The following is a 14,374-nucleotide window of genomic DNA, read 5'->3' as shown; positions in this document are numbered from 1 at the left end:
GCAAAAACCAAGCCGATCTCCTCAGCGATCGGCTTGGTTTTTGATTGCGCAGATATGCATATGTGCCTTAAAGCTGCTCTGCATCTATGTCATACATCCCACCCGGTTTGGGAAGCATTTCTTCCTCAGACGGACGTTTCAAGGACCGGTCTTCCGCAACAAGGATATGGAGTTCGGGTGCATGCGACTCCAATTTTTGCTTTTGCTCAGGCAAAGCAGCTTGCCGTCGATCTGCTTCAGATTCCTTCGCACCTGTTGAAACGGATTCCGTTTCGCAGCGGTCGTCGGACCATCGCTCCAATTCCAGCGTGAATTGAAATTCGGCTCCTTTGTTGGTTTCGCTCTGCACGCCGATGGCGCCGCCCATCAATTCCACCAGCTTTTTGCTGATCGCAAGCCCAAGTCCGGTTCCTCCGTATTTCCGGTTAATGGCCGGATCCAGCTGCGAAAAGGATTGGAACAACTGGTGCTGTTTGTCCAGCGGAATGCCGATGCCCGTGTCCTTGACCTTAAAGACAAGCCGTGCCTTGCTTCCATCCGAGCCATTACCATGCAGATCTACGCTCACTTGAATGTTACCTCGATCCGTAAATTTGACGGCATTGCCGAGCAGGTTGATCAGCACTTGTTTAATGCGCGTCTCGTCACCGAACATGGCATCCGGAACGTCCTCCCCGATCTCATAACCGATGGCGACTTTCTTTTCGGCCGCCTTGGGAGTGAACAGATTCACGACGCCCCGAAGCATCGCTCGAATGTCGACAACGTCGTGGATCAGCTCCATCCGACCTGCCTCGATTTTGCTGAAATCAAGAATTTCGTTAAGAATGTGCAGCAAAGATTCCCCGCTCTGGATCATAATATCCACATAGCCTTGCTGCTCCTCATTCATTTCCGTGTCTTTCAATAGATGGGCCATGCCCATAATTCCGTTAAGCGGTGTTCGAAGCTCATGGCTCATCACGGCCAGGAACTCCGATTTAGCCCTGTCTGCATGCTCGGCCGCTTCCTTGGCGCGAATAATCTCGTTCACCGACGTCATGTCGCGAAAAACGAGCACCCCTCCGCGAACTTTTCCTTGGTCCATAATCGGCTTCAACTGGAATTCGGCCAGGAAACTGGACCCGTCCTGCCTCCAAAATATTGCCTCCGACCGAGGCAGGCTCCGGCCGTTCTTCACGGCCTGCAAGATCGGGTTGGAGCGTGCCGAATACGGAATGCCCGCGCTTTGCATCTGCAGCATAATTTCCTCAAGCGGTCTGCCGTTCAGCGTTGAGGGGCAAAATTCCATCATTTGAACCGCGGCCGGATTCGCAAAAATCAAATGCCCATCCTGATCCAGGCCGATGACCCCTTCAGACATCGCATTCAGGATCAACGCCCGTTCATAGCTCAAATTTTCGATTTCTTCCACATACCGCTTGGATTCGGTAATGTCACTGGTAATGCCGTATACGCCGACCACCCTGTTTTCCATCACAATCGGCAAGTTGATCACGCTCGCTTCAATCCGGTGGCCATCCTTGTGAATCAAGCCGATTTCATAGCGCTGGGCCTTTCCCTTTACGGTCTCTTCAAAATGGTATTTCGTCTTGTCCAGGTCAGCGGGGTCGATCAGTTGTTCGAAAGAGCTCATCAATAATTCCTCGCGGGTATGGCCTGTCAATTGTTCCTGCCCCATATTGGCTTTGAGCAGTTTGCCATCCAAGTCCAATGAGGCGACGCCAAGCGGATTGCAGTCGAACAAGGACCGATATTCTTCCAGACTGAGCTGTTGTTGTTTGCTCGCCGTAATATCCCGAGTCACCGCTATAATTTCCTTCAGCTCCCCGTTTGAACCGTAGACGTAATGGGTGATGGTCTCCGCCCAAATACAGCTTCCGTTTTTTCGGACAAGGCGATACGTGATCCGTTCGGGAACCAGGCCTTGAATTTGCGCATTAAGATACGTTTGCACAAGCGATATATCCTCCGGATGAATGCAGAACATGCCAGGCATGCCCACCATCTCTTCAGGTTCATATCCGAGCATATGGCGACAGGCTGGCGATACGTATTTGAAGGTCCGCTGTGCATCGGCTTGATGAATGGCAATGAGGTCTGGCGAAACCTCCGTGAGCATACGGGAGATTCGGCCGCTCTCTTCCAGCTGCCCACGTTGTTCGCACATTCGCTTCTCCGCCTCCTTCTGCTTGGTGATATCTACAGCCTGCACAAGCAAATAGAGCGGTTTGCCGGATGTTTCATCTTTGACGATGCAGGCACGAACCGTCGCCCATACCAAGCTTCCGTTTTTTCGGATCAATCGCAGTTCCGTTTCAAACATTTGCGTGAGTCCATTCGCCATGTCCCAGCATTCGCAGCGAAAGCGCTCCATGTCGACATCTTCAGGAAACAACAGATCAGTAACCGGAGTATCCGTCAACTCCGCTTCCTCATATCCAAGCATTTGACAGAATGCGGGATTCAATTGAAGCCACAGTCCATTCACATGTGATGCCACAGCAATGCCGATGGGTGCATGCTTATATAACTGCTCAAAGAGCGAACGGTTTTCGCTAATCGAATTCGACATTGCTCATCCCCCTTCTTTCCGAATCGGTTTTTCCGTAATCAACTGTCAGGATCAAACATAACATCATCTATAGAGTAGTACCCCATCCCTGGCTGTCCTTAAACGAGCAGAAGGCATTTTTTTTGCATGAATCGACATTACGGGATTGAAGGAGGTTAAAGCGCATGATTCTCGTAGCCAATCGGCCCATCCATCTGGATCGGCAGGAATGGACGGATTTCCAATGGCACTGGCTTCAGAAGCTCCAAGACAGCCCCCACGTCTATGCTTATCAGTCCATGGAGCATCTTCACTTTGAATGGGACCTCAGATCCTCCCTTGTAGAAGCCGCAGAAGGCTTGAATGCCAGCGGCGCCAGCTTCTCCACGTTCGAAAATTCGCGATGTAATCCGATGTTTTGGAATCGTACCCGGCAAGGTGGTTTTGAGCTGAAACCAAACGTGACCCCTGCCGCCGGTATTCGGGATATTTGGCAGAATGGCCATTTGTACGGATTTGAATGCGCGACCGCTGCCGTTATCGTCCTTTATGGCGGGGTACTGGGCAGCATACGGGAGGACGCTTTCAATTCGCTATTTCACGATCTGCTCCTGTTCGACTGGCATTATGACAGCGACCTGCGGTTGACCGAAAAAAACGGCAAGCAGTTTGCTCTCCCCGGCGACGTATTATACTTCAAAAATCCCGATGTTTCTCCGGAAACGCCGGAGTGGCAAGGCGAAAATACCATCATGCTTCGAGAGGACTGGTATTATGGACATGGCATCGGCATCGCGTCGGGCCAAGACATCATTCACATTTTGAACCAGAACCGTGTTCCCGGCAGCAGAACCTCCGCCTATTTGATGGATATGATTATTTATCCGGATTTCCTGTACCTTTCGCGCTTTGCCAAAAGTAACCCGTCGAACAACGCCCAGGAGGCAACCACCCCGGTCTTGCCTGGGCAGCTGTACGTACGCGTGGGTAGAAGCCGTTATTTGAGAGTGTAGCATACGTGATGCAAGTTCATATTGAAAAAGACCCCCGGAAAGCAAAACGACTGCTTCCTCCGGGGGTTGATCCGTTATGCCTTGCACAATGCGCTCCCATTACGTTCGGGGGTCGATCTGGACGGCAACCTGCTTGCCGCTGACTTGAATGCCGGTTGCTGGGATTCCAAACTCTGCCAATGACTTGCACAACTGCTCTGCCCATTCCTTGCCGGCGGTACCTTCCTTTCCGCCTTTCACTTGAATGACCAGTTTGACCGAATCGCCATTTTTAAGAATCCGCTCCGCCTGAGTCTGTTTTACGTCCCGGTCATGGTCCTCCATCTGCAGATTGAGCCGGATCTCTTTTACTTTGCGTTTATCCGGTGATTTCCCGGCCTTTTTCTTCTCTTGCTCAGCTTCCTGCCTGGCCGCGCCTGCTCCAATCAGCCGGCAAGGCGGGGGGCTTGTCATCAGCGACATGCAGACAAGGTCCACTTTATGCTGTTTAGCCAGTGCGAGGGCTTCCCGAGTGGATACGATGCCAAGGTCTTCTCCGTTCAGCCCGGTCAACGCCACTTCGGTTGCTTTGATTTTTTCGTTTTTGATCATGCCTGTCCAGCCTCCTTATCATTCATGAAATGAAAACAAAAGCCTGACCTGACCCTTTGAGGATCAGAGCAGGCTTACATACGCGACAGATCGCGCTTGTACCGAATCCGATTACAGGTTGTTGAATGCTTCGGTCAGCACCGGTACGATTTGCGATTTGCGGGATACAACGCCTTTCAGCAGCGCTTTACTGTCGTTCAGCGTGACATTGTATGCTTTCTCGACAGCATGGGCGGAAGCTCCGTATGCCAGGGCAACAGAATCGTTGTTCAAAATATCCGTTACGACAAATACGAACAGGTCCAGCCCTTTACTGGAAATGATCGCCTCGATCGCAGCTTGAAGCTCAGGCTGCTTCACGAGCACGTCGTTCACGTCAACCGCATTGACTTGAGCGATTTCGACTTTGGCTTGTCCCATCGAAAATTCTTTGGCATCGAGGGAGATCAGCTCGGCAATCGTTTTTTGGCTCAGGTCTGCGCCGGCTTTCAACATATCCAGGCCGTAGCTGTCCGCATCCACGCCAGCGATGGCTGCCAGTTCGCGAGCTGCTGCAACGTCCTGCTCGGTGCAAGTCGGCGATTTGAAGAGCAGGGAGTCGGAAATGATCGCGGACAACATCAGGCCGGCGATCGGCGCGCTGATTTCCACGCCGTTTTCCTTGTAAAGCTTGTTCAGGATGGTTGCGGTGCAACCGACAGGCTCTGCACGGAAATAAAGCGGCTGGCTTGTCTCGAAATTCGCGATGCGGTGATGGTCGATGACCTCAACCACGGTAACGTCCGCAATGTCGCTAACGCTTTGCTGGCGCTCGTTGTGGTCGACGAGGATTACGTTGTTCACTTCGTTGGCGGCCGTGCTAATCAAACGCGGAGCATCCACTTTGAAGAAATCAAGCGCGTATTGCGTTTCGCCATTTACTTCTCCCAGGCGCACCGCTTCGACGTTTTGTCCCAATTTTGTTTTCAGGTCGGCATAAGCGATCGCAGAACAGATCGTATCCGTATCCGGATTTTTATGTCCGAAGATTAACGCTTTTTCCATGTTCATAGCCCTCCGTCAATGATGGTTTGTCGTTATAACCATATTCTATAAGGTATCATACCTTTACTGATTATAGCGTCAATATGAGTTCATTCCAATCCCTTTACAACGAATTCAATGCAATTCATTCTCAAATGCTCATTTTCCAAAAAAAAATGTTGGAGTAACCGTGCTAATTCACTGCTGTTTTTGTGACGTTGGCGATCCGATGGCGGTCCAATTGTTCGCCGCTGCACAGCGCACGTACAAGCTCTCTGCCGGATTCGGGCGTCATGTTCCCGTACCAATCTCCCTGCGGGTACACAATGGTCACGCAAGCATCATCGCACCGTCCGTTGCAGCGCGTTCGCGTGGTGTGGATGAATTCGCCGGCCTGCTGCTTCGCAATCTCGTCGCGCACGGCCTGGGTAACCTCTTCTCCGCCTTTACGCATGCAAGAACCGCCGTTGCACAGCAATATATGATGCTGCAGATGATCCAAATTATAAATAGCCAGTCCGTCCATCCCCTTATCCTTAAAAATCGTATGTATAAGCACGCCAGAACCGCTTCTCCGAGCGTTTCCTGCAATACTGCTGAAAAATATAACTTAGCACACCGTCACGGGTTGCGCAATTCAAATCGTGTCATCTTCAACATGGTCCACGGGTTGCCTCGGTCCTGGATCTCGGGATTTATGCCTGCATGCATAAACACGTATCCCGCTACTTCATGCATCAATGGCAGTTCGTTCCGAAAACGAAGACATGTTTCCAAATTAAAACCGGAGTCCCGTCTGGCAAGACTCCGGCCTGGTTCATCGTATTTATTCCCGCTTCGTCGGCATTATTCCTTCTTGAGGCCAAAAGCTTCGGCAATCAAGGCAAATGAGCGCAAGCGCGCTTCGAACGAATGAATGGCCGAGGCGATGATAACTTCGTCGGCTTCATGCCGTTCCGCCAGCGCTTCAATTTTCTCCTTGACTTGTTCCGGCGTGCCTATGATCGAAAAGGAGCGGCGCTGGCGAATCTGCTCCATCTCCATAGCCGTATACGGATAGCTGCGCACCGTTTCAAGCGACGGAAAGGAACGCTGCTCCAGCCCTCGTCCAAGCCGCAGGAAAAACAGTTCGTTGCTGCGCGCCAATTCGGCGGCCTCTTCTTCCGTATCCGCACAGAATGCCGCCACGGCGATCATCGAGTGGGGCTGATCTCCATGAATGGACGGTTTAAAGTGTCTCCGATAGTATTTCATGGCTTCTTCTCCGCCAGGCGTGCCGAAAAATTGGGCAAATGCATAGGACGTTCCCTGGGCAGCCGCAATTCTGGCTCCCTCGGAACTGGAACCGAGCAGCCATACCTCAGGTACGGTTGGGACGGAGGGACCTGCCACGAGCGAAGCAAAACGGTGGTCCTCCGGCAATTGCTCGTGGAAGTATCCGCCCAGATCCGCGATCTGCTGCGGGAAAAATTGTACGTTCGATGCCTTGCCTTCATTCAAAGCCCGGCTCGCAAGCGGCATGCCTCCCGGCGCGCGCCCGATGCCGAGGTCGATTCTGCCGGGGTGCAGCGCCTCCAGCAATCTGAAGTTCTCGGCCACTTTATAGGCGCTGTAATGGGGCAGCATTACCCCGCCCGATCCGACCCGGATGCGCTCCGTATGCGCGGCAACATGTGCAATCATCACTTCCGGGCTGGAAAACGAGAGCGCTCCCCCTCCGTGATGCTCTGACATCCAGAAACGGGAATATCCGAGCTCCTCCGCATGCTTTGCAAGGGTCACCGTCTCCTGCAGCGTATCCTGTACGCTTCTTCCTTCATTAATGTGGCCGTGTTCCAATACGCTAAGCTTCATGTCGTCGATCCATCCTCTCTGTCTTTGCTCTTCCTTCCATTGTAACATTATTGATTACAGTTTCAAAATCGAAAAAAATAACGCCATCCTGCATGCATCATTTCGCAGGGTGGCGTTACTATTTAACCGAGCTCATTCCGAAATCCGATATGGAGGGAGCTATATTTACGGTGCCCGTTTCGGCAGCAGTTTTACGTACTCGTCGGACAATTTCATCAATTGAAGCACATGCTCGTAATCTGCACGATAAGGCTCCAGATCGGTAACGGGCTCATAGGTTTTGAGCGAATACGCCTTACCGTCCTCGAAGCCGGCACCCGGGATGAACAAAATCTCGTTATTGACGAACGAGCCGGTAGGCAGGTAATACCGAATCCCGAAAGCGTTGTGGTCCATATTCAGCAGATCGTGCCCAAATGCCGTGAATTTTTCTTCCGATAGCGAGACGCCCATCAGATTCATGACGGTCGGCAAAATATCAAGCTGGCCTCCCGGTTGCTCGATCACCTGACCTTTGGCCTGTTTCGGCGTATGGATCAGGAGCGGGATGTTGAATCGGCTCACGTTGCCGTCATAAGGCACGTTCAAGTTATCCCTGATCTGCTGCGTGATCTCTTCCTCGGCAGGCAGACCGAAGTGATCGCCGTAAATCACCAATGTTGTATTGTCCCACAGACCGTTCGCCTTCAACTGCTCGATCAGTTGGCCGACGGCATAGTCGGTGTAATTGATCGCCTGCAAATAATCATGCAGCAGCGTATTGGTGATCGCAGCCGGAATCGTGATCCGGGCGCGATCTTCCGGAATTTTGAACGGCGAGTGGCTTGAAGCTGTAATAAACTGCGCATAGAACGGCTGATTAGCCGTCTGATGGGCAACCATTTTTTCGACGCCAACCCGGTACAGTTCCTCGTCGGATGCGCCAAAATCGTTAAACCGGTCATTCTCGAAGCTGGCTCTGTCGAAATAACGTTCAAAACCCAGTGCGGGATACATCTTGTTCCGGTTCCAGAACGATACGTCATTGACGTGGAACGTTTCGGACTGATAGCCTTCGCTGCTCAACAATTTCGGCAAAGACGGCAGATCGCGGTCGCTGTATCCCGCGGACATCGGAACAACCCCTGTCGGATAGATCGACGTATTGGACATGAACTCTGCGTCCGACGTGTTGCCCTGACCGATTTGCTGGAAGAAATGATTGAAATAATAGCTCTCTTTGGCCAAATCGTTCAGGACCGGCGTGAGTTCCTGGCCATCCAGAGAAGCATTGATCGGAAAGTTCTGGAACGATTCCAGCTGCAGCACGATCAGGTTACTGCCTTTGGCCTGGCCGAAATAACGCGGTTGGATCGCCTGCCCTTGTTTCGTTGGATTCTGATATCCAAATCGGCTCACCAATTCGTTGACGCGAGCAATCGTGTCCTGGATATTGCCATTCGCGATGGCTTCGTTTTCCTTGCTGGTCAGAATGGCCGACGAGACTTGATAATTCAAAAATCCAAGGTTCTCCGCACGCACCAGTTCATTGTCGATCGATTCGCCCTTGACGATAAATGTACCGGACAACACCATGCAGAACGCGGCGGTAACGACCACGCCCAACTTGCCCCAATATTTTTTTCGGTTGCTGCCAAACGTGAGTCCGTCGGTATTGCGGATGCCATAGCCCATGGCCGAACGGCGGCGGCGCGTCAGCAGCCAGACCGGCAGCACGAGCACGATATCCGCGAAGAACAGGAAGTGTGCAGGCCGCACTAGAGGTCCAATGCTGCCGCGCACCTGTGCCACCTGTCCCAATTCGCTCAGCGCCGTATACGTCGGCACGGAACTGAAATGCACGTTATATAACGTGGCTGCGAATAATAAAAAAGAGAACAACAAGTTAAAGCCGCCGTATACGACCCATTTCCACCTTTTCGGCACAATGAGATCAAGGACGCATACCAAGGCCAGCGCAGCCAGGGCGTCCGTCACCAAACCTACTCCGGACAAACCCTGGAAAAAGAAATACCGCAGAAGCGTCAGCTTCAGCAGCATCAGAACAAATAATACGGCAAATAAAAGCCGTGAAGAGTTCCGTTCGCTCTTGAATGTAAACATGGTCGCTTTCAACCCTTATCTGAAATTTTACGTTCATTTTACATAACGCATATTCCAGTATAACAGTTTCGCGACCTCTATTCCATGAAGTCGTGCTGAGACTTCCATCCAGCAGATCGATCTGCGTTTGCTACGCCGTTGTCGTTATATTACCGTTTGAATACAATCGTTTCGCGGCCTCTTCTGCCAAGGTAGTCTGGGCAGCCGCGATCCGGGTAAAGGGCAGCTGCTCCACCGGACTATTTACAACATTCGTTTCGTTCCGCCGGTCGTGATCCAGGCCCAATCCATAATACAGGTTTGATCGTTTTTCCGAGCCGGCGGTTTGGGATGCATGCTCCGGGCCATGACCAAGCCGGTATCGGCAGTGGCGCTTCTCCATACCCAGAATCTGTTCGGCGACATCATCAGCCAGTTCCGCCATAGCCTGGATTTCTTCATGATGATTCGCGAACATGAGCAAGATTTCCGGCCTAGCCCGCCAATTCTCGCGTATGATCTTTAATGCGGCGCGGAAAACCGCTTCCAGCTGCATATCCGTCCATTCGCGGAACCATTCCTCGTCCATGGCCGGCACATTCGAAGTCCGCCCCTGTTCATCACGCTCGCTGACGCTCTCCAGGTTGGATATTTGTTGCTCGATCCACCTTCTATCCAGCAATTGGATCGCGACAGGGCAACCGTTCATCGGTTCCAATACCTGTTCCAGATCGGCCTGCAGCATCGGCAACAACCGCCACATGCCCTGTCTGCGATCCGGTATGCCGTTCGCTTGTATCCATTTCTGCGCATATGGCCATCTCATCGGTGATCGGAGACAATCTTCGATCCGGCAAAAGGCCCCGTCGGCGCCATACTCTCTGGCCAGCCTGGCTTCGCCCGGGTGCCGGATATGCGCAAACACCGCTTGTTCCCTTATTTCATCAGCCCAACCCAGCAGGATCCGCCAATTCGGATTCAGGAAAAGTGGAATATTCCCGATGGTATCGTTGCGATTACGCATCTCCGCCGTTTGAACAGAATTGACGCACCGAAGGGCTGCGTCCTTTGTCATGCTTCCCTGTTTAACCATTTCAACCAGCATTTTCACCAAAGCGTCATTGGCGTCGTCAACTCGGCTCTTTTGCAGCACATGAAGCTGACCTGATTCTACGACGAACTCGACCGCTTGCCCGGACTCGCCTCCCTGCTCCAGCTCGCTGCGCATCTCCAGCAGCATCCGGTATACGTCCGGTTTTGTCCCGCACAACTCCTCCAATGCCGTACTGTCCGATCGATCGGCGTCCGACGCCAGATAGAATCCCTGCATTTCTTTCCGTCCTGGATCCGGTTGGTTTATAAACAGCATGCCTCTGCCGCTCTGTACGTCCAGTCCGTCATAAACCATGGCTTGAATCAGAGCAGGATTTTTCCTGTTGAAAGGATCCGGAAGAGCCTGGTTCCCATCATTTGCAAAACGCTCCCCTGATTCCTGCACGAAATTTTGCATCGCATGCAGCGCTTCCTCCAGCTGCACCTCCGGACTTTGGGGAAAAGGCGTTCCTCCCAGCGTTTCAATCCACGTTTTGCATCGTGCAATGCTCCGTTCCAGCTCAGCCTCATCCTGCATGACATCGCTGCCTGCTTCTTCTTCAAACCTTTTGTCCATGATGCCTCGCACCGTTCTTCCGTACTGCAGCAGCGCATTCCGGTAACATTGAAGCGCATACATTCGATGGTTTGCTGCTTGGGCCAGCCCTTCGACCGTCCTGTCGTTCAGCCCGATATGCAGGAGCGGGGCAGGCATCGTTTGGCCGTTTAGCGTCCCTCCCGACCTTACGGCGAGCAGAAGCGGATTGGCAGCATGACCAAACCTTTTACCGGAGCGCTGCTCCAGGTAACGTATGGCGTCAGCAAGTTCATCGTCCCTGTCGCAGGACGGTTGCCCCGAGTGAGCGCACGCCTGCCCGAAACCAGACGCCGCCACTACGAAGCCTGCGGGAACGGGCCAACCTGCCTGTACCATGTCTGCGAGTCCCGCCGCCTTCGGGCCCATTAGCTCTTTTAACGCTGCCGTACCTTCTTCCAGCAGAATGATCCGTTTCGTCATTGCCGCTCTCCCATCTGCCATTGACATCATGGCTGTACTTTAGACAAGGTGCTTGGTAGATGATCACACCTTCTCTTATCGTATGTCGCACTCTCCGGCTCAAGGACTGTTCTTTGGCAATATTCGGTCTTTCCCTGCGCCGGCTCAAAATATGAAAAAACCTTCTGATTGGTCCCGAATGAGCTTGCGGGGATCAGAAGGATTTGCTGATATCGTTCATCGGTATTATGGGAGATCCGCCCTGCGCAGCACTCATCCCAAATATCGCAGTATATCGTCAATTTTTTTGCCATGCGAAAGGATTCCGTAATTCATCCATGTCAAGAAATCGACCTCGTATATGCAGCCGTTTCTAACGGCTTTAAGCTGGCTCCACTCCCTGCTGTCCATGATTCCCCGCTCTTCGCCAGGGAACGTCGATTTTTCCCCGTCAAACGTCACGAAAAGATGATCAGCATTCAAACCGGGTAGTTGTTCCAGCTCAATGTTAATTCGGCGCTGCTGTCCGGCCCATTGGCTAACGCATGAATCCGGTTTAAGACCAAGATCTTGAAACATAATCGGCCCCACATACCCGTTGTTTGCACCATAAAGGGCAATGGTCGTTGCCGAAATACGCAGGAAGGCCACGGTTTGACTTTTTATTTTCCGTTGCAGTCTTGTTTTCGCTTCATATGCCTTCTCTTCGTATGTACCAATGACTTCCTGAATACGATTGCCCTTACCCAGAACATCGGCTGTTGATTTCAGGATACCGCGCCAGTCCTCTCCCTGATGTTTCAAGTAATATGTCGGTGCGAGCCGCTCCAAACGTTCCAGGTTCCAACGAACATGACCATCGTCCAACATAATGAAATCCGGTAGTTCATGTTCATCCAGCTTGGCATCCTGGCTGGTTACGTCAAATTCGGGCACATGATGCAGTTCCAGATAACCTTGTTTGCCCCATATTTGATGCGAATACTGCATCACGGGAGTGATCCCGAGCGCCAGCACGAAGTCCTCCAGAAATGGCGCAAACACGCGAACGTCCTGGCGCTGATGTCGCCTGTACACGCCCGGAGAAACCCCCGTATATTGTTTGAAGCGGCGACTAAAGTAGTATTCATTGCTGAAACCGACGTTCTGCGCGATGTCATGCAGACGGTCATCCGTCATCTGCAGCAGCTGTTTGGACCGCTCCAGCCGAATTTCGTTCACATAGTCCAGCGGCAGTTGACCCGTCGCTTCCTTGAATTGCCGAGTATAGCTGGCGCGGTTAAGCTGAATGCTGCCGGCAAGTTCATCCACCGTCATAGGTTGGTCAAAGTGCTCGTGGATATAACGTACGGATGTCTGGATTCGCCTGCGGCTGTCCGGTTGTTCGTGGGATGATTCGTTATATTTGATCAGCATGCTGAACCAATTCTGGAACGCAAGCTGTTGTTCCCAACGTGCCATCCACGAGTCAGACGTTTGTTGCCTGCCAAGCATTTGTTCCAAAGCACGGATGCAAGAACTCCACGGACTATAATACAATTCTGTCACGGCATCGACTCCTGAACGGGAGCCCGGCGAAGGAACGAATGCCTCCGACTTTCTCGCTTGACCGGATCGTGCCAGATCCAGCTTGAAATATTGAAGCTTCTGCCTCGGTTTTCGCGACGATTCCATCATAATCGTTATTCCTTCCGGAACCAGCAGGATTACGCCTTTTTTTAGCTTCCAAGATCGATCGGGGCAGACGGCCTCTCCCTCGCCTGCAGTAATCACAAATAACTGATGTGCATTCAGTACATCGTATTTCATGCAGAAGCCTAGTTCGTCTTGCCCGTGGTCCACTTCCTGCAAATGCTCCAGTAAGCAGAGCCAAGGCTCGGGCAATCGTTGTTCCATGGTAAAACTCATATTTCATCGCCCTCAATTGAGAATTGTTATCATTTAAATGAGTGTAAACGAAAAAAGAAAGCTCTTCAACCCTCGTTGAAGAACTTTCTTTTTGATGATCCGTAATTACGGCATCATTTTTTGCAGCAAATCGTCCATTTTCATCGAGTTGGCCGTCACGGCCCCGGATTGCCAGTGTGATCTCTCCATCATGTACACATGGTTATTTTTGACAGACGGCAGGTTTTTCCACAACTTATTGTCCAGCATCTTGAGCGCTTCCTGGTTTTCCGGCGAGTTCCAGTGCCCGTTGGAAGGGAAAATAATAATGTGGTCGGCATCCAGATCTGGAATTGCTTCTTCGGAAATCACCTGTTGATATTCTTCCATATTCGCTGCCAGCGGATGCGGCTTCAATCCAAGATCGGAATAGATAAACCCGGTGTACCGGTTCTTCACGCCAAAGAGTGCCAGCCCTTTATCTTGTACATCCAGGCGTACAACCGCAACCGTCTCGTCCCCGATCGTTTCTTTCAACTTCGTTTTGGCATCTTCGATTTTATTCTCGAACTGCGCCAGCACCTCGGCTCCCTTCTCGGGCTGTCCAACAACGTCCGCAATCGTCGTCAAAATCTGTTTGGAATCCTGCAGCACACGTTCCGGCAAACGGTAGGTAGGCGCCACTTTAGAGTACATCTCATATTGCTCGGCATTTACCCCTCCATCTACGATGATCAGGTCCGGGTCATACTCCAGCAGCACTTCCATGTTACCCGTGATGTCAAACTGGGGAACGTCCAGATTGAGGTATTCCTGGATTCCCCAATTCGGATGGTACCACTGGATCACTGGCGTAATTCCCAATGCCTTCAAGTAATCTTCCACGTAGATGCCTGCAATTCGCTGTGGCTTCGTCGGGATGGTGACCTCTCCGAACTCATCTTTTACTACCCGAGTCTCTGGCTCATTCACTGCTGCCGCTTGTGGTTCTGAAGCCGTATTTTCCGTCGTCGTGTTCTGTTCTGCCGTTGTATTCTGCTGCGCGGTTGGTTCGGCCTTTGCTCCACAACCTGCAATAACGGTCGTCAGCAGCAGCGCCAAAATCAACCACCCTTTTAATCCTTTGCCTGGTCTTGCCATGATCCCCTTCACCCCTATGTAATCTTTGTAGTATGTGACCTGAGAATGTCTCTATCATAATGATTATCATTCTCATTTGTCGCTAAGGTGAATTTTACGGCATCTCAGGCATGGTCTCAATGCACAGATGCAGCCATTTTT

At 51.7% G+C, this 14,374-nt stretch carries 10 protein-coding genes; 1 reads left to right on the top strand and 9 read right to left on the bottom strand.

Annotated features, from left to right (window positions below):
* Window positions 1-67 precede the first annotated feature (67 nt).
* Window positions 68-2,575 (bottom strand): PAS domain S-box protein, encoded by a 2,508-nt coding sequence (locus MKY59_RS11885; protein WP_339277748.1) that lies wholly within the window; start codon window positions 2,573-2,575, stop codon window positions 68-70.
* 164 nt (window positions 2,576-2,739) lie between these two features.
* Between MKY59_RS11885 and MKY59_RS11880 the strand changes: the two genes are divergently transcribed.
* The gene (locus tag MKY59_RS11880) at window positions 2,740-3,567 is read left to right on the top strand and encodes a protein-glutamine gamma-glutamyltransferase (protein ID WP_236418702.1); all 828 of its coding nucleotides are present in this window, start codon (window positions 2,740-2,742) and stop codon (window positions 3,565-3,567) included.
* Window positions 3,568-3,666: 99 nt separating this feature from the next.
* Here MKY59_RS11880 and infC read toward each other — a convergent pair whose 3' ends face one another.
* The 8 genes from infC to MKY59_RS11840 form a co-directional block, all read right to left on the bottom strand.
* The gene (gene infC, locus MKY59_RS11875) at window positions 3,667-4,158 is read right to left on the bottom strand and encodes a translation initiation factor IF-3 (RefSeq protein WP_339277745.1); all 492 of its coding nucleotides are present in this window, start codon (window positions 4,156-4,158) and stop codon (window positions 3,667-3,669) included.
* A gap of 111 nt (window positions 4,159-4,269) precedes the next feature.
* Window positions 4,270-5,202 (bottom strand): manganese-dependent inorganic pyrophosphatase, encoded by a 933-nt coding sequence (locus MKY59_RS11870; protein ID WP_236418689.1) that lies wholly within the window; start codon window positions 5,200-5,202, stop codon window positions 4,270-4,272.
* Between the two features lie 172 nt (window positions 5,203-5,374).
* Window positions 5,375-5,698 (bottom strand): (2Fe-2S) ferredoxin domain-containing protein, encoded by a 324-nt coding sequence (locus tag MKY59_RS11865; RefSeq protein WP_236419627.1) that lies wholly within the window; start codon window positions 5,696-5,698, stop codon window positions 5,375-5,377.
* A gap of 329 nt (window positions 5,699-6,027) precedes the next feature.
* Complete coding sequence (locus MKY59_RS11860) at window positions 6,028-7,035, bottom strand: LLM class flavin-dependent oxidoreductase (protein ID WP_339277743.1); 1,008 nt, start codon at window positions 7,033-7,035, stop codon at window positions 6,028-6,030.
* Window positions 7,036-7,200: 165 nt separating this feature from the next.
* Window positions 7,201-9,138: an LTA synthase family protein gene (locus MKY59_RS11855; protein WP_339277741.1), complete on the bottom strand. Its 1,938-nt coding sequence runs from the start codon at window positions 9,136-9,138 to the stop codon at window positions 7,201-7,203.
* A gap of 130 nt (window positions 9,139-9,268) precedes the next feature.
* On the bottom strand, window positions 9,269-11,227 hold the full coding sequence (locus tag MKY59_RS11850; RefSeq protein ID WP_339277740.1) for a putative PEP-binding protein: 1,959 nt from the start codon (window positions 11,225-11,227) through the stop codon (window positions 9,269-9,271).
* A gap of 252 nt (window positions 11,228-11,479) precedes the next feature.
* A complete protein-coding gene (locus MKY59_RS11845) occupies window positions 11,480-13,114 on the bottom strand; it encodes a helix-turn-helix domain-containing protein (RefSeq protein WP_339277739.1) in 1,635 nt (544 codons plus the stop codon).
* Between the two features lie 105 nt (window positions 13,115-13,219).
* On the bottom strand, window positions 13,220-14,233 hold the full coding sequence (locus MKY59_RS11840) for an ABC transporter substrate-binding protein (protein ID WP_339277738.1): 1,014 nt from the start codon (window positions 14,231-14,233) through the stop codon (window positions 13,220-13,222).
* Window positions 14,234-14,374: the final 141 nt, after the last annotated feature.

Origin of the sequence: Paenibacillus sp. FSL W8-0426, from assembly GCF_037969725.1 — a bacterium.
Lineage (GTDB): Bacteria > Bacillota > Bacilli > Paenibacillales > Paenibacillaceae > Paenibacillus > Paenibacillus hubeiensis.
The sequence above is the reverse complement of the archived record's forward strand: the minus strand, read 5'-3'. Positions and strand labels throughout refer to the sequence as shown.

Bases quoted from the DNA above. Each gene is read 5' to 3' on its own strand.
- MKY59_RS11870 (WP_236418689.1), bottom strand. From the start codon at position 5,202: ATGGAAAAAGCGTTAATCTTCGGACATAAAAATCCGGATACGGATACG.
- MKY59_RS11880 (WP_236418702.1), top strand. From the start codon at position 2,740: ATGATTCTCGTAGCCAATCGGCCCATCCATCTGGATCGGCAGGAATGG.
- MKY59_RS11885 (WP_339277748.1), bottom strand. From the start codon at position 2,575: ATGTCGAATTCGATTAGCGAAAACCGTTCGCTCTTTGAGCAGTTATAT.
- MKY59_RS11845 (WP_339277739.1), bottom strand. From the start codon at position 13,114: ATGAGTTTTACCATGGAACAACGATTGCCCGAGCCTTGGCTCTGCTTA.
- infC (WP_339277745.1), bottom strand. From the start codon at position 4,158: ATGATCAAAAACGAAAAAATCAAAGCAACCGAAGTGGCGTTGACCGGG.
- MKY59_RS11840 (WP_339277738.1), bottom strand. From the start codon at position 14,233: ATGGCAAGACCAGGCAAAGGATTAAAAGGGTGGTTGATTTTGGCGCTG.
- MKY59_RS11860 (WP_339277743.1), bottom strand. From the start codon at position 7,035: ATGAAGCTTAGCGTATTGGAACACGGCCACATTAATGAAGGAAGAAGC.
- MKY59_RS11855 (WP_339277741.1), bottom strand. From the start codon at position 9,138: ATGTTTACATTCAAGAGCGAACGGAACTCTTCACGGCTTTTATTTGCC.
- MKY59_RS11850 (WP_339277740.1), bottom strand. From the start codon at position 11,227: ATGACGAAACGGATCATTCTGCTGGAAGAAGGTACGGCAGCGTTAAAA.